The sequence below is a fragment of the Thiothrix nivea DSM 5205 genome, from assembly GCF_000260135.1.
GTDB classification, from domain to species: domain Bacteria; phylum Pseudomonadota; class Gammaproteobacteria; order Thiotrichales; family Thiotrichaceae; genus Thiothrix; species Thiothrix nivea.
The window spans coordinates 1,723,603-1,746,608 of the sequence record NZ_JH651384.1 but is presented as its reverse complement, the minus strand read 5'-3'; the positions used below and the strand labels follow the sequence as shown (position 1 = coordinate 1,746,608).

Annotated in this window: 14 protein-coding genes; 5 read left to right on the top strand and 9 right to left on the bottom strand. The window is 55.2% G+C overall.

The window, feature by feature from the left end; all coding sequences use genetic code 11:
* Window positions 1–77 precede the first annotated feature (77 nt).
* Window positions 78–4,016 carry an Ig-like domain-containing protein gene (locus THINI_RS08795; protein WP_002708248.1) on the top strand — a complete coding sequence of 1,313 codons (3,939 nt, stop codon included), beginning with the start codon at window positions 78–80 and terminating at the stop codon, window positions 4,014–4,016.
* A gap of 176 nt (window positions 4,017–4,192) precedes the next feature.
* On the opposite strand, the gene tnpC is transcribed toward THINI_RS08795, so the two are convergent.
* Window positions 4,193–5,689: an IS66 family transposase gene (gene tnpC, locus THINI_RS08790; protein WP_002707503.1), complete on the bottom strand. Its 1,497-nt coding sequence runs from the start codon at window positions 5,687–5,689 to the stop codon at window positions 4,193–4,195.
* An 88-nt stretch (window positions 5,690–5,777) separates the two neighbouring features.
* On the opposite strand from tnpC, the gene THINI_RS08785 reads away from it, so the two are divergent.
* Window positions 5,778–6,242 (top strand): Uma2 family endonuclease, encoded by a 465-nt coding sequence (locus THINI_RS08785; protein WP_002708247.1) that lies wholly within the window; start codon window positions 5,778–5,780, stop codon window positions 6,240–6,242.
* 70 nt (window positions 6,243–6,312) lie between these two features.
* Here THINI_RS08785 and THINI_RS08780 read toward each other — a convergent pair whose 3' ends face one another.
* From THINI_RS08780 to THINI_RS08770, 3 genes are all read right to left on the bottom strand, one after another.
* Window positions 6,313–7,122 carry an RMD1 family protein gene (locus tag THINI_RS08780; protein ID WP_002708246.1) on the bottom strand — a complete coding sequence of 270 codons (810 nt, stop codon included), beginning with the start codon at window positions 7,120–7,122 and terminating at the stop codon, window positions 6,313–6,315.
* 132 nt (window positions 7,123–7,254) lie between these two features.
* Window positions 7,255–9,201 carry an acetate--CoA ligase gene (acs, locus tag THINI_RS08775; RefSeq protein ID WP_002708245.1) on the bottom strand — a complete coding sequence of 649 codons (1,947 nt, stop codon included), beginning with the start codon at window positions 9,199–9,201 and terminating at the stop codon, window positions 7,255–7,257.
* Window positions 9,202–9,352: 151 nt separating this feature from the next.
* Window positions 9,353–10,117 (bottom strand): tRNA 2-thiocytidine(32) synthetase TtcA, encoded by a 765-nt coding sequence (locus THINI_RS08770; RefSeq protein WP_002708244.1) that lies wholly within the window; start codon window positions 10,115–10,117, stop codon window positions 9,353–9,355.
* A gap of 164 nt (window positions 10,118–10,281) precedes the next feature.
* Here THINI_RS08770 and THINI_RS08765 point away from each other — a divergent pair, with 164 nt between their 5' ends.
* The 3 genes from THINI_RS08765 to THINI_RS08755 all read left to right on the top strand — a co-directional run bounded on the left by THINI_RS08765 (window position 10,282) and on the right by THINI_RS08755 (window position 16,352).
* On the top strand, window positions 10,282–12,255 hold the full coding sequence (locus THINI_RS08765; protein ID WP_002708243.1) for an adenylate/guanylate cyclase domain-containing protein: 1,974 nt from the start codon (window positions 10,282–10,284) through the stop codon (window positions 12,253–12,255).
* Window positions 12,256–12,487: 232 nt separating this feature from the next.
* Window positions 12,488–15,109 carry a FecR family protein gene (locus tag THINI_RS08760; RefSeq protein WP_169314602.1) on the top strand — a complete coding sequence of 874 codons (2,622 nt, stop codon included), beginning with the start codon at window positions 12,488–12,490 and terminating at the stop codon, window positions 15,107–15,109.
* A gap of 79 nt (window positions 15,110–15,188) precedes the next feature.
* Window positions 15,189–16,352: a hypothetical protein gene (locus tag THINI_RS08755; protein WP_002708241.1), complete on the top strand. Its 1,164-nt coding sequence runs from the start codon at window positions 15,189–15,191 to the stop codon at window positions 16,350–16,352.
* Between the two features lie 23 nt (window positions 16,353–16,375).
* Here THINI_RS08755 and THINI_RS08750 read toward each other — a convergent pair whose 3' ends face one another.
* From THINI_RS08750 to THINI_RS08730, 5 genes are all read right to left on the bottom strand, one after another.
* Window positions 16,376–18,043 carry an AMP-binding protein gene (locus tag THINI_RS08750; RefSeq protein ID WP_002708240.1) on the bottom strand — a complete coding sequence of 556 codons (1,668 nt, stop codon included), beginning with the start codon at window positions 18,041–18,043 and terminating at the stop codon, window positions 16,376–16,378.
* A 49-nt stretch (window positions 18,044–18,092) separates the two neighbouring features.
* Window positions 18,093–18,929, bottom strand: a complete 837-nt coding sequence (locus tag THINI_RS08745) for an SDR family oxidoreductase (protein WP_002708239.1) — start codon at window positions 18,927–18,929, stop codon at window positions 18,093–18,095.
* A 1-nt stretch (window position 18,930) separates the two neighbouring features.
* Complete coding sequence (locus THINI_RS08740) at window positions 18,931–21,351, bottom strand: 3-hydroxyacyl-CoA dehydrogenase/enoyl-CoA hydratase family protein (RefSeq protein WP_002708238.1); 2,421 nt, start codon at window positions 21,349–21,351, stop codon at window positions 18,931–18,933.
* Window positions 21,348–22,475, bottom strand: coding sequence for a thiolase family protein (locus tag THINI_RS08735; protein WP_002708237.1), 1,128 nt, complete (start codon window positions 22,473–22,475; stop codon window positions 21,348–21,350). Before THINI_RS08735 ends, THINI_RS08740 begins: the two co-directional genes overlap by 4 nt.
* A gap of 126 nt (window positions 22,476–22,601) precedes the next feature.
* The gene (locus THINI_RS08730; RefSeq protein WP_002708236.1) at window positions 22,602–22,994 is read right to left on the bottom strand and encodes a MerR family transcriptional regulator; all 393 of its coding nucleotides are present in this window, start codon (window positions 22,992–22,994) and stop codon (window positions 22,602–22,604) included.
* Window positions 22,995–23,006 lie beyond the last annotated feature (12 nt).

The window sequence follows — 23,006 nt, the reverse complement described above, 5'->3', positions numbered from 1 at the left end:
ATATTTGCATTGTGTGGTTACGATTTTTCAAGTGTATTGCCCCGATGGGCTGTTGGTTATTTATTAGGGTGGATCATATGAGAAAGATAATTCTAGGTTTTTTTATTATTCTCGGGATTCTTTCTTGTGGTACTGTTAGTGCAGATACAATTGAAACTTTCAACAATCGGTGGAGACTAAATGATCTTACGCTGAATGGTAATTCTCAATGGATTGTTAAATACAATTCATCCTATGGCGCATATAATATTTGTCAGAAGAGCAATAGCAGTTATTGTCTGAATATTGAGTATGGCTCATTAAGAAGTAGTAGTATTCAGAGCTATTGGCACAGTGCTCTTTGGACTTTCGAATCTGCGGAAAGTGGCTATGTGCGTATCAAGAATAAATGGAAGCCTGACGTATACATCAATGTAGAATCCAGTTCAACACCTCAAGCAACTACCATTCTATCCGGCTGGAGCAGCGCACAATGGAAACGTACAGCAATCAGTACTTCCTCTGATCCGCTTAGTGCCCCCAGCCTCTATTCACCTGGCAATGCAGCGGTTGATGTCGCAAAAAATAACTACAACTTTGACTGGGGCGATGTTTCCGGAGCCACTACTTACCGTATCGTGGTCAGCACCGACAGTGCCTTTTCGGGGTTTTCAGAATCCTCCAGTGCATGTACCAATAGCACCACATGCAAAACGGCCACCACCAGTTCATCCAGTTACTCGGGCTTCAGCCTGAATCCGGGAACCCGCTATTATTGGAAAGTCCGTGCAGGCAATAGCAGTGTTGGTGGCTATTGGGCATCTTACCGTTATTTCACGACGGCTTATGATGCACTGGCTGCCCCCAGCCTTTATTCACCCAGCAATGCAGCGGTTGATGTCACCAAAAACAATTACAACTTTGACTGGAGTAGTGTTTTCGGAGCTACTACCTACCGTATCGTGGTCAGCACGGATAGTACCTTTTCGGGATTTTCGGAATCCTCCAGTGCATGTACCAATAGCACCACATGCAAAACGGCCACCACCAGTTCATCCAGTTACTCGGGCTTCAGCCTGAATCCGGGAACCCGCTATTATTGGAAAGTCCGTGCAGGCAATAGCAGTGTTGGTGGCTATTGGGCATCTTACCGTTATTTCACGACGGCTTATGATGCGTTGAGTGCTCCTGCTTTACAGTCGCCTGGTAATGTTGTTAGTGGGATTGATAAATCCGCCCAGAACTATGACTGGAGCGACGTTAGTAGTGCAAACAGTTACCGGATTGTGGTGAGTGAGACCGCAGACTTTTCCGGGTTTACGGATGCCCAGAGTGGTTCGAATGCGACCTGTGGCAGCACTTGTGAGACAGCGGTGATCACATCATCCCAGTATGCCGGATTTACGCTGAAGGCTGGCACGCAATATTACTGGCGGGTGCGGGCAGGCAATACGGTCACGGGTCAGGGAGGGGTATGGTCTGCACCCCGTTCTTTCACGACGGCTTATGACGCATTTAGTGCTCCTGTTTTACAGGCTCCGAATAATGCTGCGACGGTTGCTAAAGCCACACAGAACTTTGACTGGAGCGATGTTGCGGGCGCAAACAGTTACCGGATTGTAGTGAGTGAGACCGCAGACTTTTCCGGGTTTACGGATGCCCAGAGTGGTTCGAATGCGACCTGTGGCAGCACTTGTGAGACAGCGGTGATCACATCATCCCAGTATGCCGGATTTGCGCTGAAGGCTGGCACGCAATATTACTGGCGGGTGCGGGCAGGCAATACGGTCACGGGTCAGGGAGGGGTATGGTCTGCACCCCGTTCTTTCACGACGCAAGAAAATAAATATATCAACGTTTCAGGTTGGGCGCAGGATGCTGCTGATTACATGGTTCAGCAGGAGATTATTGACGCCCCGGCAAATCATGATCTTCGTGGTACGACTCCTGCCAATCGGGCAGAACTGGCGACTATGATTTACCGTGCATTAGGGGGCGGAAAGTCTAATGCAGATAGCCAGTTCCTCGCATGGGCGGGAACGGATTTCTCTTCAACATTCCTTGATGTCAATGACGCTACCGTCTGGTATTACAATCAAGTAGCGTATTTGTCCCATTTGCTCTTTGATGATGGTGTCGCGGTCTTCGATAGAGGTGCTGGCGATAATATGAACCCGTTATTCCGTCCTGCTACCAATATCAGTCGAGCCTGGACGCTAAAAGCAATTCTGGAAGCGTGGGATCTGGAGCCACTTAAATCGTTCTCAGGTATTACCATGTTCTCAGATGTGCCTGCTTCACATCCGGCAGCAGGTTACATTTACCGGGCTATTCAGGAAGGGTTGGCTAAAGGTGACGAAGGTAAGACGACCTTCCGGCCTGATGATATGGTTAATCGTGAAGATGTCTTTATTATATTGCATCGTTTAATGCTCCAGTCGGCTAATTTGCAAAATAAGTCGTTAAGTAAGCCAACAATTACCCAAAGTGATTTTTCCAGCAATGCCAAAAAAGATGGAACGATTGGAATACGCTATGAGCAGCCTGTCTGTTACGGAGTAACTCCTCCTTCGATTACAATTCAGAAGATTGATGAAGGTGTAGATACTCTGGATGGTGTTGAGCTGCGTACTGTTGATTTAAAAGTCAATATTTCAGGTGGCAGCTCCTCTTGTGTGGACTCAAACAATGTCACCCACACTAAGAATTTATTTGCTGCGTGGCGAGCTGATAGTGGAACCTTTGTAGATATTACGCCTGCTGGGGCTACACCATACAGTCAGGTTCGCTGGATTGCGCCTGATCGTTATTCCTCTGGTGCATCAGGGGATGGTTATCAGGTAATGGTATATGTCGGTGATAATTTGGGAACAGAGGTTTCCGATAAGATTTTCCTGACCATATCTGAAACTTCAGCTTCAACAGATGTACCTAGCGTGACTTTAGACGCCCTTTCTGCCCAATTAACAGGAAGCAGCAAGATTGTATTGTCAGGCACTGCACAGGATGGTGGTGATAGCAGCAGAGCGACTTACGGCATTCGTGAAGTAGAGCTGGAATACTCCATAGATGGGGGTAATTGGGAATCGATAATTAGGAATCTGTCGGTAAATGCTGATGGTAAATGGCAACATGAGTGGTTTGTTCCTGATATTGCAGGTAACCTGACTGTACGTGCTCAAGCCAGAAATGTTGAAGGTAATGTAAATAACGGTTCTGTAACCCGCTCAGCCACCATCACTCCGGAAATGAGCATTACCGGGTATGTTTTGTCTTATGACGGAGCACCTTTGGAGAATGCGGAGGTAACACTGAATGGTTCCTCAACAGCGACTTCATTGACAGATAACAACGGCAGTTTCAGCTTCACAGGTTTATTGGCTGGTTCATATAGCCTACAAGCTCAGAGCAATGGAGTTTTATCCAATAGTGCTGATGCAACAGTTTCAACATCTACACCGAAACAGCAAATAGATCTGGTAATACAAAAAAGCAATACTTCCCCAACAGCAAACACAGATAGCGTAACGACCAATGAAAATACGCCCGTGGAGATTACCTTGTTTGGTTATGATCCAGATGGAGATGTTCTAACTTATAGCATTATTAACCAACCGGCCAATGGTACTGTGACACTCGTCGATAACAAAGCCGTCTATAATCCTAACGTCAACTGGCACGGAACGGATAGCTTCACCTTCACCACTAACGATAGCGAGTTGAGTTCTGATGCTGCCATCATCACTATAACGGTTAATCCAATTAGTAAGGATAGTGATGGTGATGGACTCACTGATGCGGATGAATTAGAAATTGGTACTGACCCGCTGAAACCAGACACAGATGGTGATGGACTTCAAGATAAAGACGAAGTGGACTTATACAAAACTAATCCACTAAAGCAGGATACCGACGGCGATGGCATGAGCGACAAAGCCGAAATCGATGCAGGCCGCGATCCCATCAATCCGATGGATGGAGCCAGCGGCGACGCGACCAAAATCATCCCCATCATCATGCAACTGCTGCTTGAATGATGCTATCTGCGTGCCCAGCCCATGTTTGGCTGGGCACGCACGGCGGGCTTGCCCAAGAGGAGCTACCCCAACTTCCGGTCCATCCGCGATGAAATCGCCAGCTTGCTGACAGGTTCCTTGCTCCCTTAACATATCCCCGGAATTCGCTATACTTACCCCATAACCACGGTAAGCGTTCACGCCATTTGTAGCGGTTTGCGGGTACAGACCTGCCCCAAGGGGAAGCGCACGGCGACCGGCTTATGAGCCAAGCCTTGGGAGCACACATAGCGCATCAGGGTTGCCATATCCATCCCCAATTGCCGGGCAGTCCCCAACACGGTCAGCACGGTTGGCCGGAACCTGTCCCCTTGTGCCGACTGGCTGGCAAAACTGGTCTTACGCCATTGCACGTAGGGGCGGATCACCCGTTCAGCGCGGTTATTGGTGAGGGGAATGCGTGTATCCTTGAGGAAAGTCCAGCACATGGCCTCATCTTTACGGAGATGTTTGCATTGGTTGCGGGTGCGTTTGCAGTTATCCAATGCTTCGCCCAGGCTGAGGGTGGCCTGGAAGCTGCGGCGCAGGCGCAGTATCCGCCGCCGGTAGCGTGCCGCCCCTTCGGGGTGCTGTTGCCAGCGGTGATGGGTGCGGACGGTGGCGCAGGCAATCAGCAGCAGGCGTTTGCCAACCATTCCCCCTCCGCCACAACGCCCGGCCATCTTGCGGAAGTGCCGGATCAGGTGTGCCCAGCACAGTTGCCGCCGTTCGGGCGGGACATTGCCGTAACCGCTGAAGTGGTCTGTCACCAGATAACCGGTAAAACTGCCCAACAAGGCATCGGCGGCAGCCTTGCCGCGTGAGTAATGGGTCATGAAGTACGTGACGGTGTTGTCCGCCAATGCCCATAACCAGTAGGTGTTCGTGCCACGGTAATGGCGGGTTTCATCGGCATGGCAGACCGCCTGCCCACGCACATGCTCACCGACCTGACGGTACAGCGGCCCCATCCACGGGATGGATTTGCCTTGCGCTTTGCTGATCGCCCCGGTGCTGAAGCGCACCTGCCAGACTTCCCACAACAGGAGCTGGGTTTGGCGCATCGACAGGCGAAACTGTCCGGCCAGCACCACAATCCAGGCAATCACACCCGCACCCATTTGCCCGCTGGGGACCCAGTCCGGCCACTGGCTGTGGTGTTGGTTGCCGCAGGATTGGCAGACACCGTGGTAAAACTGGTGCTCCGTCACCTCGGGTGGCGGCGGAGGGGCGATGTCCGTGACCTGATGGCGGTAAGGGTTTTCCCAGTCAACCGCCACTGCCCCACCACAGGCGCAGGTGCTTTCCGGGAAATACTGTTCAGTGCGGGTCACTTGTTCGGGGGGATATAACGCCCGTTCGTGGCGTGGATGGCCGGGTTGCCCGCCATGCGGGCGGCCACTCCCCTTGCGTTTTGGACGGGCTGCCCGTTGTTCCGGGCTGTCTGAGGACGGCGGTTTGGAGCTGTTGCGGGAACTGCTGCCCAGTTTGGCCACCAGTTCTTCGAGCTGTTTTTGCAGCGTTTCGACTTGCTGTTCCAACACCACTACCCGTGCCGCTTGCTTCTCCAACCCGGCTATCCGTTCCTGTTGGCGCACGATCAGCTGATGTGCTTCATCAAGGGTGGTCGGCAGTGGGTGGGCTAGGGCTGGCAAGGGGATAATGGCTCGTTATTGGGATGGGGTGAATTTACTATAAAATCGCTGCAATGCCTATCAGAGGGCGTGAACGCTTACGACTATCATGCAGTGGGCAGATGTGCTGGCAGAGCCTTCCCTGAAAAACCTGCCATTTAAAATCGAGTTAAACGAAAAAGGGCATATCGAAATGTCACCCGCTTCGAACTTTCACGGCTATTTGCAGAGTGAACTGGTTTGGTTGTTGCGTTCCCAACTGGATACTGGCAGGGTGATTACCGAGTGTTCCATTGATACCCCCAAGGGCGTGAAAGTGGCCGATGTTACTTGGTGCAGCCCAGCATTCGTTGCCGAGCAGGGTGACTTGACGCCGTTTACCAAAGCCCCCGAAATTTGTATTGAGGTCGTTTCCCCCTCCAACACCTTTGCCGAAATGCAGGACAAGGTTTTGCTTTATCTGGCCAAGGGCGCAAAAGAGGTCTGGCTGGTCAAGGAGCCAGGTAAAACAGCCATTTACCGCGCCGAAGGTGAGGTAACACAATCCCTGTTTGTTGGCAGGATCGTCGTGTAGGAATCTACCAGCCAAGGGGCAGGCCCGGTGGGTGCAGTATTTCTCTAGAGTGCCCATCAAGCGCGGTTGCTCAATGCCCCCGGACAAACAGCTCATACAGTGTCAGGCCGATTTCCACCACAATCAAAATGACGATGTACCATTCCACCCGCAGGCTGCGGCGGGTATGCAGCAAATCCAGCAGGGTTTCGGCGGTGTTGGAGATAACCTGTAACTTGCGTTCCAGCGCCAGATGCCGGTCGCGCAACTCAAATTCGTCTTCCAGTTGCAGGTACAAGCCTTCCAGTTCCGGGCGTTCCCACAGCAGGTCGGGTTTGTCGGCGACTTCAGCACGGCCCACCATGCGCTGCTGGCTGAGTAGTGAATCACCGATGTAGCTCAGCAGTTCCGGCATTTTCTGGCCGAAACGCCCTTTGCTCAGGTTGTGGGCCAGTGGTTCAATCTGCTCGAACGTCTTGGCGACACGGGCTTCATCGTCCGACAGTACCTCACTACGCGCCAGCATTTCCGCGACCAGTTGCAAACGGTGGACGGAGGTGTCCTGCAACCACAGGCAGCCGTTGGCGTCGATGCCTTCACGGGTGTTGGCGTCGATGCGCAAGTTGAGTTTTTCGTCTTCCGGCCAGGTGCGCGGCTCCCCGGTCAGGGGTAACAGGCGTTCAAGAAAAGAAGTTTCCTGCTCGGCGCTCATGCCAAAGAATACTACCACCCCATAACGGAACAGTACGGCGCAGCCACCGCCCGGAACAGCCAGGGTCAGCGGATTGATGGCGACGGTTTCATCAGCGCGGAAAGGTTTGGTGTCAATGCGGCTGCCAAGCAGCAGGGCGCGCACGCGGATGGGTTCGTTTGCGGAGGGATTGAATTGTAGGGTAGCCATGGCATGTTGTATCGCTTATTTTGATGGCGACAAGTATAAGCTGTATCTGGCTACAAGGGGCAGGTTTCAGGCGGAAAATAAAAGCCCCTCTCCCCTTGAGGGAGAGGGGTTGGAGTGGGGGGGGGGAACGTATTACTTATTCTCGCGGTTGTCGATCAGATTATCAACTACGCTTGGATCGGCCAGTGTGGAAGTGTCACCCAGACCTTCGGTCTCGTTAGCCGCGATCTTGCGCAGGATACGGCGCATGATCTTGCCGGAACGGGTCTTCGGCAGGCCAGGGGCCCATTGGATCAGGTTGATCTTGGCAATCGGGCCGATTTCCTTGCGTACCAAGCCAACCAGCTCATTCTTCAGCTCGTCAGTGCCTTCTTCACCTGCCATCAGGGTGACGTAAGCATAGATACCCTGGCCGGTCAGTTCGTGTGGATAACCAACAACCGCCGCTTCAGCCACTTTCGGATGCAGAACCAGTGCGGATTCGATTTCGGCAGTACCCAGACGGTGGCCGGAAACGTTCAGAACATCATCCACGCGGCCGGTGATCCAGTAGTAGCCATCTTCGTCACGGCGTGCGCCGTCACCGGTGAAGTAGTAGCCAGGGTACATGGCGAAATAGGTTTCAAAGAAACGTTTGTGGTCGCCGAATACGGTGCGCATCATGGAAGGCCATGGGTGCTTGATGGCCAGATTACCTTCCGCCGGGTTGCCTTCGATTTCGATGCCTTTGTCATCGAGCAGTACAGGCTGTACACCAAAGAACGGCGTAGTTGCAGAGCCTGGTTTCAACGCAGTAGCACCCGGTAGCGGGGTCAGCATGTGTGCGCCGGTTTCAGTCTGCCACCAAGTGTCAACGATTGGGCAGCGGCCATCACCAACCACATTGTAGTACCACTCCCAGGCTTCCGGGTTGATTGGCTCGCCTACCGTGCCCAGCAGACGCAGGGAGGAACGGCGGGTTTTCTTGACTGGCTCGTCGCCAGCCCCCATCAGGGAACGGATAGCGGTTGGCGCAGTGTAGAAAATGGAGACATCGTGCTTGTCGCAGACCTGCCAGAAACGGGAAATGTCAGGGTAAGTCGGGATGCCTTCAAACATCAGGGTGGTCGCGCCGTTGGCCAGCGGGCCGTAAACGATGTAGGAGTGGCCTGTTACCCAACCTACGTCAGCAGTACACCAGTAGACTTCGCCGTCCTTATAGTCAAATACGGTCTTGTGGGTCATGGCCGCCTGCAACAGGTAGCCACCGGTGGTGTGCAGCGCGCCTTTGGGTTTGCCGGTGGAGCCGGAGGTGTAGAGGATGAACAGCGGATCATCGGCATCCATTTCTTCAGCCGGGCAGTCAGCAGAAGCCGCAGCAATGGCTTCGTGATACCAGATATCACGACCCTCAGTCCACGCAACCGGGTCACCACCACGCTGTACGATGATGCAGGTGTGGACTTGCGGGCAGGATTCGACTGCCTTGTCAGCGTTCTTCTTGAGTGGAACTTTCTTGCCACCGCGCATGGACTGGTCGGACGTGATGATGACTTCGCAGGACGCATCGTTCACGCGGTCTTTCAGCGCATCAGGCGAGAAGCCGCCGAATACGATGGAGTGGATAGCACCGATACGGGCGCAGGCCAGCATGGCAACAGCCGCTTCCGGAATCATTGGCAGATACAGGGAAACACGATCACCCTTCTTGACGCCACGGGATTTCAATACGTTGGCAAATTTGCTGACTTCTTCATGCAGTTCGCGGTAAGTGATTTTGCGGTCAACGTTTGGATCATCTGCTTCCCAGATGATGGCAACTTGGTCGCCGCGGGTGTCAAGGTGACGGTCAAGGCAGTTGTGGGCAACGTTCAGCGTGCCGCCCTTGAACCAGTTGATGTGCAGGTCTTCCTGGTTGAAGCTCCAATCCAGCACAGTATCCCATTTCTTGAACCAGCTCAGGTATTGCTCGGCCTGTTCACCCCAGAATGCGGCAGGATCATCGACAGAACGTTTATACATGTCAGCGTATTGTTCTGCGTTGATGTTTGCCTGCGCGGCAAATTCAGCGGGGACGGGATAGGTTTTGACATCAGACATTATAGTTGACTCCTCGTTCTAGCTAATCGGTAAGTGACTGTTACCGTGGTGTTTGGGCGCTATGCCCCATTATTATTTGAGGCTCTATCTTTATACAATCTATTGTTTGTGTCTAGACAATCGGCCAAAAAAAGCCAGGATTGTCGACATCTCAGGTTTTTTCCAACCCTTCTTTTATCAAGGGCTGCATGGCGGTGAGCAAACTTTTGAACAGGTTGGTGTGTTGTTGCTCTTCCGCCGCCAGCAATTCCTTCATGTGTTGGCGCTGGGTGGGCATCTCGAAACACATGGGGCAATTTTCGACGATAACGGGTAATGCAGCCGCTTTGGCAAAATCAGCCGTTTGCCGCTCCCGCGCCATTACCAGCGGGCGGATGACTCGTAAATCACCCGCGTCTATCCGGTAGTGTGCCTTCATTGTCTTCAGTTTGCCACCATGAAACGCAGACATCAGGAAACTTTCCGCCAGGTCATCCAGGTGTTGCGCCAAGGCCAGCACGTTGTAGCCGTGTTCACGGGCGGTGCGGTACATCAGGCCGCGTTTCATGCGCGAACAGAAAGCGCAGTAGGAGTCGTTATCCATGTTCGTTTCCGCCAGGCTGACGATGGGTTCGCGCACGTAGTGGTAGGGGATGCCGAGCGCTTCCATGTAAGGGATCAGCGGGGAAGGGTCGAAGCTGTCGGATTGCGGGTCAATGGTGACAGCGGCAAATTCAAAGCGGATCGGCGCATGACGTTGGAAATGGTTGAGGATGTGCAGTAGCGCCAGCGAATCCTTGCCGCCTGACAGGCCCAGCAAGATACGGTCGCCTGCGCGGATCAGCTGGTATTCACCAATGGCTTTACCGACCTGGCGCAGCAAGGATTTGGGGGGGTTGGCGAAAGCGGTAGCGGGTGTTTCCAGCGTAGTGTCCATTAGCGTATCCATCCAGCGAAATATATTCCGCAACATTTTGCATAAATTACCTCTAATTGCCAGCCGGGTGGGTATTCGGGAATACTGATACTTTGGCACTCGTCGTACTCGCCACGGACAGGATCAGGCTGCCATGAAAAAATTGTTGTTGCTGGAGGGGAGCTTTGTCAGTTAGTCCTACATCAGTTCGGGTAGGGGCGGTGTTGCGCAAAAGTGGGCGCGTGCTGTTACTGATAGGGGCGGCCATTGTGTTGTTGTGGGTGCAGCAAGCTGACCCCGGGAATGTCTACAGCAATTGGCAGACTGCGGTGTGGAATGCCTATCAGCGTTGGGGCATAGAAGTAGCTGAGCATCAGCAGCCGATGGTGTTCGTCGTGCAAATTGACAGCAAAAGCATGGAGTTTGTGCGGGAAAAATACGGTGAGGATTGGCCTTGGCCACGCCAGCGTTATGCGGAATTGCTGGAAATTTTGTTTGAGCAATATAAAGTCGGCGTCGTTGGGGTGGATATTGCCATGCCGGATACCCGTGACAGGGAGGGTAATGCAGCCTTGCTGGCACTTTCCCGGCAGTATCCTGTAGTCCTCCCCCAGATTTTTGACTTCACTCCCCCCGATGATGCCATGAAAGCGGGCGTGCTGGCTGGTGGGGTTGACCTTCCCGCTTCCGCTGCCGTCGCCACTTTGCCGCAGGCACATGGTTATGCCGCGCTGAATGCCCAGTTGTCACAAACAGCTTGTGTAGGTCACGTCAATCCGGTTAAGGATGTGCCTTCGGGCATGGTGACCCGTGTGCCTCCACTCATCCGTTACGATGGGCGTTTGTACCCCATGTTGGCGTTGGAAATGCTGCGCTGCAAGGAGCAAGGGCAGTATGCCATCTCCTTTGCATCCACTGCCAATGGCTTGGCAATGGTCTGGCAGGATTTGTTGGGTGAGGGGGGCGCAGTAAATCTGCCACTGGACAGGGAGGGCTTATGGCGGGTTCCCTATCGGCTGGCCCGCGAGGACATCGGCAGTAGCGCCATTTTTGCCAAGGATGTATTGCAGCGCAAGGTTCTGCCCGACATCGCCAACGCATTGCCGAATAGCATGGTTTTACTGGCGGGGACTGCGCCGTTATTGGGGGATCAGCACCCAACGCCGCTGGAAGCAGATGCTTTGGGCATGACCATCCATATGCAAATATTACAGTGGTTGCTACAGAATGATAATGAGTCGCCAGCATTTTCACTGGATTACTGGTCTTGGGTGGCGGGCTTTGCCGGACTGGCGTTGCTCTACCTGTTGCTGATGTCAGGCATTGGCGTGGGTCAGGTAATGCTTGCGCCTTTGTTGATGGCACTGGCGTGGCTGGGGCTGGGCTTCTGGGCGTGGGTGACGCGGCAATGGTTTGTGCCCATGCATCCAGTAGTCTTGTTTCTTGCCTTCCTGGTGATACTGGTACCGCTGGAATGGTGGTTGGCGCAACGCACCACCGGGCATTTGCGTAAATTGTTTCAGGATTACCTGCCAGCGCAACTGGTTGGGCATATCGTTAATGACAACCGTAATGAACTGTTGCAGCCCAGCAAGCGTTGCCTGACCCTGTTGTTTGCGGATATTGCCAATTTCACCCAGCGGGCGGAACGGGTATCGCCCGAAGTATTGGCGGAACTGACCCAGCAAATCCTGGAATGCCTGACCGCCGTAGCGCACCAGCACCAGGGGACGGTCGACAAATACATGGGCGATGCGGTGATGGTGTTTTGGAATGCGCCTTTCCCACAGCCAGACCATGCTGACCGGGGTGTGGCGGCAGCGGTGGACATGATGGCGGCAATCGCCCGTTTCAATGCCATCGGCAGCAACCTATTGCAAGGGGAACCCATTGAGGTGCGTATCGGTGTGCATACCGGGGATGTGGTCGTTGGTGATTTGGGGACTCGTTTTCGCCACGCTTACACCGCGATTGGCGATGCCGTCAACGTTACGGCGCGCTTGCAGACATTGGCGCGTGAGATGCGCGAGCACTTGGTGGTCAGCCAGCAAACCGTAGGACGATTAAAAAAACACTGGTCATTCATAAACCGGGGTAATATTCTCCTAAAAGGTAGGCAGGAAAGCGTTGGGGTGTATACGCTTGCCAGCTTGCCATAAGCAGAATTTAATTCTTATTGATGAATTGCATGGGTATAAGCGAGTGCTTTTACAGGCCATGCTTTAGGTATTAAATAACTTAATTTCCTTATGACTAGCCATTAATAAATAAAAGCAATTGTCTGTTTTGCCAAAATTAACCAATACTAAATTAAGAGATGTTAACTATATAAGCAGGCTTGGGTCGGGAAAAGGGATGAATAATTTGTTGTCATTTATGGTTGGGGCATTGATGATGTTGAACATATTGTTCGTCCAGCCTGCTGTCGCCGATGTTTCCCCAACAGAAGAACCGGTGCTGGCAGAGGGCATGATTGGCAAGGTTACCTATATTCTGGGGCAAGCAGACGTGGTAACGCCTGATGGCGCAGTGTCGCCGCTGGCGCTGCAAATGGAAATTCCGCAAGGCAGTCGTGTGCAAGTCAGGGAACGCAGTCGGGTCAACCTGTTGATGGCCGACGGTGGCATCGAGAAGCTGGGGCCGGACACCATATTTATGTTTGACGAGTATGCCTATGACCCCGACAACGTGCGGGCGACTGAAATCCGCAAGACACTCATTGAAGGCGAAGTCACCAGTGCTACCGGTAAGGGCGGGGAAAGTGCCAAAGACCGTTACCGCCTGAACTCGCCGCTGGCAGCGATAGCCGTGTTGGGCACAGAGTATACTGTCAGGGCTGATGCCGGGGAAACCTGGATTACCGTGCATTCCGGCAAGGTCTCCGTCGCCAAGCTCGGTGGTAGCTGTTTGCGCTCGGGGTTGGGTGCGTGTGCTGGGGGGGAATTCCTGTCGGAAACGCAACGCGGTTTCGCCCTGGTCGTGCGTAGCGGCAGCCCCAAGCCTGAACTCGCGCCGGTGAGCGCCATCCCTGTGAGCCGCGATGCAACAGAAGCTGCGCCAGCAGATCAGGAAAGCAGCACTGCCACAACGGCCACGGCTAACCCGCAAGAGGCTCCGGATACAGCTGGCACAGCCAGTACGGGAACGGGTCAGGTGGCAGTGACAGCGCCAACAGGCAATACCGCTGCCGAGCCAGCTGCCACGGGTAAGGCTACAACAGGCAATACTGCCGCAGTGACAGCGCCAACAACTGGAAGTGGCGGGGAAAGCAAAGTGTCTCCTGTCGGCATGGAGCCAAAAGCCACCACACAAACACCCGCTGTTGCCACTGCCGTGCTTGAAAACAAAACCGGAAGCGTCAGCCAAACGGCGACTGCCACGCAATCGGTGAGTCTGGTCGCAGCGGCCACCAAAGCCGCTAATAGCGTTGTAACTGAAACACCGATTTGGGTTATAGCCACGACAGCCGCCGCCAAAACGGCTGTGCGTGATGAGCGTAATCCGTTGGACAATATTTTTGCGGCGACAGAAACTGCCCCGAAAGAAACCGCTCCCGCGATTAGCGAGCCAGCCGCAGGGGTAGTGGCAGCAGCTTCCGCACCAGCCACAAGCGTTGAAGCTACCGCAGTGGCTACGGTCACGCCAACACCTGTTTCTACGACTCCTGCTCCAGTGCAGGCATTGGCTGATTCAGTGGTGGCGTCTTCAATGACAGCCACAACATCTGACAGTACCCGTGCAGTCGTTACCCAGGAAAATATGCCATCGATTGTCAGTGTCCCTGAAAAGCCCCCTGTGGAAACCCTGGCTGTAGTTAAAACGCCAGATAGGCCAACAATTGCGGTGGTTGAGCCTGTGACACCCCCTGTTTCCGGGGTTGCGGTTAAGCAGGTTGATGATCCGCCATCGATTGTCAGTGTCCCTGAAAAGCCCCCCGTGGGAACCCTGGCCGTAGTTAAAACGCCAGATAGGCCAACAATTGCGGTGGTTGAGCCTGTGACCCCCCCTGTTTCCGGGGTTGCGGTTGAGTGGGTTGATGATCCGCCATCGATTGTCAGTGTCCCTGAAAAGCCCCCTGTGGCAACCTTGGCAGAGGAGTCGACTGCTGCTGTAGTGGCGCCACCGGACTCAGTAAGCCTACTTGCTTCAAGCAGCAGTAATTCGGCAGTTGCAGTGGTTTCCGCCGATAAAGGCGGGACGCCCTCAACGCTGAATAATTCAAGCAAAACGGTTGTGCCTTCCAGGCAAAGAGCTGCAGAACCTATTCCAGACATGAGTAGGGAAACAGCAGCTCCAGTGAAGCCTGAGACTGACTCGTTGAAGCCAGTCACTGCTGCTTCCGTCGCGGCAGCGCCAACGTCGGAGACATCTTTATCCTCTTCCAGACTTGTTTTGCCGACAACGGCTGTTGTTTCTTCGCAAACGGAAGCATCCTCAGCAAGGGCAGTAGAAACCAAATCCGCTGCCAGCGTGCGATGGGGGAAATATGATCCGTCCACCGTTGTGGCGGGCACTACTTCGCTTGGCGAACAAGTTGACAAGGACTACCAGCAGCTAGCGCAACGCCCCAGTGCTAGCACGCCTGACCTCGCAGGCCAACAATTTGCGACGGCTATCCTGCCGGAACAACGGGATGTCAGTTTTGTGCTTGGTTCCTATGATGCACATATCCGTGATGCCGGGACGGGGGCGCAAACAGCGGCAGGCATTGATAATGCCCATTTGCGCGTCAGCCCAGTCCGTAACGCCTATGACACCGGTTTCACCCTGGTTTCGCCAGACTATACTGGCAAGGTGAGTTCGACGGGTTCATTCTCCAACACGACTGGCGTATTGGGTGATGATGGCCGCAACCCGCAAACCCGCTTACAAGGCAACGTCAGCGTGGCAAATGGCGCTGCTGCTGCCAGTTACACGTTTAACCACCAGATAGCCCCCCAGCTCAGCGCAGACGGAACCTTGAACTGGTCTGGTGGGGCGGTAAGCCCACAACCTGCTAGTGTCGCCCCTTGATTACATGATAGCGGTTTTCCTGCGTAAGTCACCATGCAACAGCTGTGTTGCTCAAGCGTTGGCTGTGGTGGGTTTGTGTATGACGCAGGCTGCGGTATGGGCAAATGATAGCCCTGCCATTAACCTGGAAGCCTTGTTGGCGCAGGCCGAAAAGGCTTGTGAGCAAGGGGATGCCGCCCGGTTGGCTGCTTTGAGCCAGCGCATACAGGCATTGACGCAACAACCTGCATTACAGGGACAGGCTGATTTCCTCAGCAAATTGATGGCCTTGTTCAGGCATGGCGTCTGCCACCCCGGGGAGCCGCAGGGTGCAGGCTCACGTACCTTGCTTCCCAGTAAGGAGGCAAAGACAGCGCCAGTCCACTCACGTTCCGTGCAAGTAACAGCAGGCTATCTGGATAATGTCAACCAAGGCAGCCGCCATGAACGCATTATGTTCAATAGTCCCTTTTCCGGGCTGCCCGTCGAAGGTACGTTAGATGAACGGAACCGTCCGTTGTCTTCAGCATTCGTCAGTGCGCAAGGCCTTTATCGGTTAGAGAAAGATGGCGGGCGCAAGGTCACCCAGGCAGGCGTCGCTCATCAGGCTTACACCGATGAGTCGGATTTCAGCACTATCAGCTTTTTTGTCGGCAGGCAGCAAGCTTTGGATGAGGGGCGGGAGTCCAGCGCCTACCTGAATCTGGTACGTGATGAAACGGGTAATGGGGAAGGGCGGCTGGGTGGCGTGTATTACCAGCCCTGGTTGGCGAATACGCAGTCCAAAACCGGTGTACTTAGCAGTCTGGAATATGTCGCTTACCCCAAACAGCGTGCGTATGAATCCGCCGTGGCGAGCGTGGCACTGGAACATCGCAAAGTGTTGGGCGATGGGGATGAGGTGGGGTTACGGGGGCGTCTGGAATACGACCGTGCCCTGGATAACCGGCCGGGTGGTGACCGCCGTGAGCTTGAACTGTCAAGCGAGTGGAAAGGCAAGCCGTTTGCGGGTGGGTGGCAACCCACTGCCGGGTTAAAGCTTGCCCACAAACTGGACGAAAAGCCGTTTGACCCCAAGCTGTACGGCGACAGCAAACGCGACCAGACCCGTGCCCAACTGGATTTGGGTGTGGGCAAGCCGCTCGGCAGCAAGCAAAAGCTTTACATCAATTATCAGTATGGGCGCACGCGGGATGGCGGTGTGCCGCTGTTTGACCAGCCAGCGGGAAGCGTGTTGGGCGTTACGCTTGAAACCCGTTTTTAAGTTGTACCGGCTAGGGTGCATTGTTATAACTTGCGCAATTCTTTGCGCAAAATCTTGCCGACATTGCTTTTCGGCAGTGATTCCACAAACACCACCTGTTTCGGGCATTTGTAGGCGGAAAGCTCATGGCGGCAGTATTCGCGCAATTCTTCCAGTGTCAGGCTGCCATCCTTTTTGACAATAAACGCTTTGACCACTTCGCCGGAATGTTCATCTGCCACACCGATCACGCCTGCTTCGAGGATCTTGGGGTGGCTGGCGAGCACGTCTTCCACCTCGTTGGGGTACACGTTGAAACCGGAAACCAGCACCATGTCCTTGAGCCGGTCGACCAGTTTGATAAAGCCTTGCGCGTCGATCACGGCAATGTCGCCGGTGCGTAACCAGCCATCTGCCGTCATGACTTTGGCGGTTTCATCCGGGCGCTGCCAGTAACCTTGCATCACTTGCGGGCCGCGCACGCACAATTCCCCTGCTTCGCCCACACCCAGTTCGTTGCCATCTAGGTCGCGGATGGAAACTTCGGTGGAAGGGATCGGCAGGCCAATCATGCCGTTGTAATCCGCCAGGTCGACAGGGTTGATGCAGACTGCGGGGGAGGTTTCGGTTAATCCGTAAGCTTCCAACAGGGTCACGCCGGTCAGGGTTTTCCATTGTTCTGCCACCGCTTTTTGCACCGCCATGCCGCCACCGAGGGAGATTTTCAGACGGGAAAAATCCACTTTGCCAATGTCGGCGTGGTTGAGCAGGGCGTTGTACAGAGTGTTGACGCCGGTGATGAAGGTGAAGGGTTCCTGTGCCATATCCTTGATAAAGGCGGGCAAATCACGTGGGTTAGTGATAAGGACATTTTTTGCCCCCAGTTTTAGCGCGAACATGGCGTTGGCAGTCAGTGCGAACACATGGTAAAGGGGCAGGGCGGTAATGAAAATTTCGCCGCCGGATACCAGGTCGGCAGTTGTCCAGGCTTCGGCCTGCAACATGTTGGCAATCATGTTACGGTGGGTCAGTACTGCGCCCTTGGCTACGCCGGTGGTGCCGCCAGTGTATTGCAGGAAAGCGGGGGATTCGTGGTTTGGTTCCGCATCCTGAAACCGCTGCGCATACTGCTTGCCCAATGCCAGTGCCTGATTGAACTTGATGGCTTCCGGTAAATGGAAGGCGGGAACCATCTTTTTCACGTATTTGACCACGCTGTTCACTAGCAGCGATTTGGGGAAGCCCAGCAGGTCGCCTATTTCGGTGGTGATAATGGTTTTGGCGGGTACTGCATCCAGCACATCCTCCAGCGTGTGGGCGAAGTTGGCGAGGATGACGATGGCTTTCGCGCCCGAATCCTTTAACTGGTGTTCGAGTTCGCGGTCGGTGTAAAGCGGGTTGGTGTTGACCACTACCAGCCCGGCACGTAATGCGCCAAACAGGGCGATGGGGTATTGCAGCAGGTTGGGCATCATGATGGCGATGCGGTCGCCGGGCTGCAAGCCCGCGCCGTGGATAAGGTAGGCAGCAAACTGACGGGTCAGCTCATCGGTTTCGGCATAGGTGAGCACCTTGCCCAGATTGCTGAAGGCGGGGCGGGAAGCGTACTGTGCCGCGCTGCTGCGGAACAGATCCACCAGCGAGTGGTACTGGTGGGTGTCAATTTCCGCCGGAACATGCGGCGGGTAGCTTTGCAGCCAGATTTTTTCCATCACTTCCTCCTTGCACCCAGGCTACGGGCTTGTTTTTCTTGCCACCATCTTACGGTCTCATGTGTGTATCTTCCAGAAACAAATCAATCAGTAAGCGGGAGCCGGGGCTTACGGCATATTGCCCGAAATCCTCTCTTCCTGCCGCGGCCAGCACCTCTTCGTCGATGTAGAAATTGCCTGTATGTTGCTTGGCATCCTGTTTGAGGATCAGGCAGGCAGCATCGGCCACAATTTCCGGGTGGCGGCACATCTCCGGTTTCACCAGGCCATCCAGCATCCGGATCGCGGCGGTGAGGATGACAGTGCGCGGCCACAGCGCATTCACAGCCACCCTGCCGCTGAATTCTTCCGCCATGCCGAGTACGCACATGCTCATGCCGTATTTCGCGATAGTGTAGGCAAGGTGTTGCCGGAACCATTGCGGGTTCATTGATAATGGCGGCGAAAGGGTGAGAATGTGTGGATTTGGCGCTTTCAACAAGTGTGGCAAGCAGGCTTGTGAAACGGCGAACGTGCCACGGGCGTTGACCTGCTGCATCAGGTCATAACGCTTCATGGGGGTTTCCAGCGTACCGGTCAGGTTGATGGCACTGGCGTTGTTGATCAGGATGTCGATACCGCCGAATGCCGTCACTGCCTGTTCCACGGCATCGGCAATTTGCCCTTCATCGCGGATATCGGCCTTGATCGGCAGGGCTTTGCCACCGGCGGCTTCGATCTCGGCGGCAGCGGTGTAGAGGGTGCCGGGCAGTTTGGGATGCGGTTCGGCGGTTTTCGCGGCAATCACGATATTCGCGCCTTCGCTGGCGGCTTTCAGCGCAATCGCTAGCCCGATGCCACGGCTGCCGCCGGTGATGAACAAGGTTTTGCCTTGCAGGGTTTCCATATCAGTTCCTCAGCGGTTTGCCGGTTTTGAGCATGTGCTGGACGCGGGCAAGGGTTTCGGGCTTGCGCACCAGTTGGGTGAACTGTGCGTATTCCAACGCCAGCAGGTCGTCTTCGCTCAGGGTTTCGGTCATGTCGGTATCGCCGCCGCTGAGGACGGTTGCCAGCGCGTCGGCGATCACGGCGTCGTAAGACGTGGCTTTGCCTTGGGCACGGAAGTCATTGACGGCCATTTCCATCGCTACTTTCGCGGTTGCACCGGGTAGGTTGAAAACGGGTGGTGCGGGCGGCTGATAACCCTCCACCATCGACAGCGCCCGTGCTTTGGCATCGGCCAGCAGGCGGTCGCGGTTCATGGTGATACCGTCGGTTGGTCGTAAGAATAAATAGTCTTTGGCTTCAAACGCGGATTTGGCGACAGTGGCGACGCTGATGATTTCGAAGCATTTCAGTACGGCAGGCAGCGGGCCGCGCGGAAATCTGGAGTTATTGCCCCAGCGGTGCAGCATTTCCTTGCAGCCGCCCCAGCCGGGGATCAGGCCGACGCCGGTTTCGACCAGCCCGACGTAGGTTTCGGCGTGGGCTTGCAGGGCGTCGCAGTGCAGCAGGATTTCGCAGCCGCCACCCAGGGCTAGTCCAGAAGGTGCGCCGACGACCGGGAAGGGGGCGTACTTGAGTTTTTTGTACGCCTGCTGGCCGCCACTGACTATTTCATCCACTTCATCCCAACCGCCGAGTTTGGCGGCAAACATCAGCAGGCCGAGATTTGCGCCTGCGGAGAAGTTGCTGCCTTCGTTGTAGATGACCAGCGCTTTGTGGTTGTGAGGGATGAAATCGACAGTTTCCCCGATCATTTCGAGGATTTGTGGATCCAGGGAATTCATTTTGCTGTGGAACTCGAAACAGGCTACGCCATCGCCGATGTCCCACAGGCTGGCGGCGTCGTTTTCCAGCAGGGGTTCGGCGTGGCGTTTTATATCGGCTAGCAACATTACGCCTTCGGGGCGTTGCAGGGGAAGGTAAGTGCCGTCGGGTTGGAGGTAGAGGAGGAGAGCCTGCGGCGAAGAAACCCCTCCCGGCCTCCCCTTATCAGGGGAGGAGAAAGAATCTGTTCCACCACCCAGTCCCTCCCCTGATAAGGGGAGGTTAGGAGGGGTTTCTTTATAAAACCCGTAAGCCCGAGCCATCTCCAGCAATGGAGGCACACTCATTCCATCTGCTTCCAACCGCTGCGCAAACGCATCCGTCCCCAATTGGTCAATCAGCTCAAATGGCCCGAATTTCCAGTTGTATCCCAGCTTCATGGCCGTGTTGACGGCGCAAATATCGTCGGCAATTTCCGGCACAAGCGCGGCGGCGTAGCGCAAGGTTTGCGACAGTACCTTCCATGCATATTCCCCGCCTTTATCAGGGTGCGAAACCAGCGCCTGTAAGCCGCCGTCCTTGGCAGCTTTCACGCTCCCCAATTGAGCGGGTTGGGACGGACTGTATTCGCCGGTTTGCAGGTTGATGGATTCCTTGACCTTTTGCCCACTGTCAAGATTGAGGCGGTAGAAACCACCCTTGCCTTTGCGCCCGGTGTAGCCGGTCTTGATCATGTTTTGGATCAACGGCGGAATCGTGGCCTTTTCCAGCAAAGCATCACCTGCTGGCAAACTGCGGTTCATGCTGCGCATCAGATGCGGCATCAGGTCGATGCCTACCAGATCGGAGAGGCCGAACACGCCGGTTTTGGGAATGCCCATCGGTTTACCGACCACGGCATCGGCTTCTTCTACTGTTAGCCCCATGTCGATCGCTTCCTGAATCGCGGTTTGTATCCAGAAAATGCCGATGCGGTTGGCGATGAATCCGGGGGTATCCTTGCAGTCCACCACGCCTTTGCCTAGCTTCCAGTCAGCGTATTCGCGGATTTTGTGGGCTGCGTCCTGATCGGTCTGTTCACTGGTGACGATTTCCAGCAGGCGCATGTAGCGCGGCGGGTTGAAGAAATGGGTGATCATGAAGTGCGCGGCGAAGTCTTCCGGCAAGCCTGACACCAGTTCGTGCAGCGGGATGGAGGAGGTGTTGGAGGAAACGATGGCGTCGGCTTTGCGCACGGTTGCTAGTTTGAGGTAAAGGTCTTGTTTGATGGCGAGGCGTTCGACGATGGCTTCGATAATCCAGTCGCAGTCGCGCAGGGCTTCGAGGTCGTCTTCGATATTGCCGGGGGTGACGAGGCGGGTGTTGCGTTTGTGCATGAAGGGTGTGGGGTCGGCCTTGAGCAGTTTGGCGATGGCGGCTTTGGCAATCTGGCTGCGGTCGGTTGCGCCTTCCGGCACGATGTCGAGCAGCATCACGGGGGTTCCGGCGTTGGCGATGTGGGCGGCGATGCCTGCACCCATCACACCAGCGCCGATGACGGCGACTTTTTGGATGTTCATGACACGGCCTCCAATATGGTGGCGATACCTTGCCCGCCGCCGATGCATTGGGTGGCCAGCGCAAACTGCTTGCCTGTCCGTTTTAGCAGGGCGGCGGCTTTGCCGGTGATGCGTGCGCCGGTTGCGCCTAGCGGGTGGCCGAGGGCAATGGCTCCGCCGTCGAGGTTGATCTTGCTTTCATCCAGCCCGAGGTCGCGGATGCAGGCGATGGATTGGGAGGCGAAGGCTTCGTTGAGTTCGATGATGTCGAGGTCAGCCACGCTGAGTCCGGCGCGTTGCAGGGCTTTCTGGCTGGAAATGATTGGCCCCAGCCCCATGGTTTCGGGGGCGCAGCCGGAAATGGCGATGCTGCGGATGCGGGCGAACATGGGTAGGCCGTGCGCTTTGGCAAAGTCTTCGCTGCATATCAGGGTGGCGGATGCGCCGTCGGTGAGCGGGGAGGCGGTGCCTGCCGTGACCGTGCCGTTGGTATCGAAGGCGGGTTTCAGCCCAGCCAGTATGTCGGCTGTGGTGTCGGGGCGCAGGCAGCCGTCCTGTTTGACTTCGCCGACCATGATGATTTCAGCCGCCAGCTTGCCATCACGCTGGGCGGCGGCGGCTTTTTGCTGGCTGGCAACGGCGAAGGCTTCCTGCTCTTCGCGGGAAATGGCGTACTGCTTCGCCACGTTTTCGGCAGTTTGCCCCATGCTCATGTAGGCGGCGGGCAGGATTTCATACAAGTGCGGATTAGGCGAGGGGTTGAAACCGGTCATGGGGATGCGGGTCATGGATTCCACCCCGGCGCAGATGAAGGCATTGCCCGCGTTCATCTGGATGGCTCCCGCTGCTTGATGGATAGCCTGCATGGAAGAGCCGCAGAAACGATTGACGGTAACGCCACCTATGGACTGTGGCAAACCAGCCATCAGCGCGACCAGCCGTGCCATGTTGAAACCTTGTTCACCTTCAGGGAAGGCGCAGCCGAGGATCAGGTCTTCGATTTCCGTTTTATCGACGCGGGTTTTCGTTAGCAGGCCGAGTACGGCAGCGGTTGCCAGATCGTCGGGGCGGGTTTTAACGAATTCGCCCTTGTTGGCGAGAGTGAACGGGGTGCGGGCGTACCCGGCGATTACGACGTTTTTCATGTGCCTCCTCCATATCGGTTGGTTTCTGTAGGGGCGCACCCCCGTGTGCGCCCTGCGGCGGTCGGGCATCAAGGGCAGACACGGGGGGCTGCCCCTACAGACCTTGGTATGGAACAGGCGTTTGGGTTATGTCTCTTCAGGCATCTTCAGATGTGACAAGCATTCCGTTTCAATCCGCATCAGTTCCCGCAAAGTCTGTTCCAGATCGGCTTGTTGCTGGCGCAGTGCCTTGACCTTGGTCTGCACTTTTTCCAGCAGGTAGCGTAACTGGCTAGCGTGGTCGGGGTCGCATTCGGTGTGGTAGAGGGCGAGGAATTCGCCGATGTCTTCCAGCGAAAAGCCGAGGCGCTTGCCGCGCAGGATCAGGGTCAGGCGGGCGCGATCCTGATAGTTGTAGACGCGGTTGGCTCCGACCCGCTGGGGCTGGATCAGCCCCTTGTCTTCGTAGAAACGGATAGTGCGGGCGGTGACGCCACATTCATCTGCCAGTTCGGAGATACTCCAAAGTTTCTGCTCCATAGTCACTCCTTT

Coding starts and splice junctions, on each gene's coding strand:
- THINI_RS08760 (WP_169314602.1), top strand. CDS start 12,488: ATGATGTTGAACATATTGTTCGTCCAGCCTGCTGTCGCCGATGTTTCC.
- THINI_RS08750 (WP_002708240.1), bottom strand. CDS start 18,043: ATGGAAAAAATCTGGCTGCAAAGCTACCCGCCGCATGTTCCGGCGGAA.
- THINI_RS08785 (WP_002708247.1), top strand. CDS start 5,778: ATGCAGTGGGCAGATGTGCTGGCAGAGCCTTCCCTGAAAAACCTGCCA.
- THINI_RS08755 (WP_002708241.1), top strand. CDS start 15,189: ATGACGCAGGCTGCGGTATGGGCAAATGATAGCCCTGCCATTAACCTG.
- THINI_RS08770 (WP_002708244.1), bottom strand. CDS start 10,117: ATGGACACTACGCTGGAAACACCCGCTACCGCTTTCGCCAACCCCCCC.
- THINI_RS08735 (WP_002708237.1), bottom strand. CDS start 22,475: ATGAAAAACGTCGTAATCGCCGGGTACGCCCGCACCCCGTTCACTCTC.
- acs (WP_002708245.1), bottom strand. CDS start 9,201: ATGTCTGATGTCAAAACCTATCCCGTCCCCGCTGAATTTGCCGCGCAG.
- THINI_RS08740 (WP_002708238.1), bottom strand. CDS start 21,351: ATGAACATCCAAAAAGTCGCCGTCATCGGCGCTGGTGTGATGGGTGCA.
- THINI_RS08795 (WP_002708248.1), top strand. CDS start 78: ATGAGAAAGATAATTCTAGGTTTTTTTATTATTCTCGGGATTCTTTCT.
- THINI_RS08780 (WP_002708246.1), bottom strand. CDS start 7,122: ATGGCTACCCTACAATTCAATCCCTCCGCAAACGAACCCATCCGCGTG.
- THINI_RS08745 (WP_002708239.1), bottom strand. CDS start 18,929: ATGGAAACCCTGCAAGGCAAAACCTTGTTCATCACCGGCGGCAGCCGT.
- THINI_RS08730 (WP_002708236.1), bottom strand. CDS start 22,994: ATGGAGCAGAAACTTTGGAGTATCTCCGAACTGGCAGATGAATGTGGC.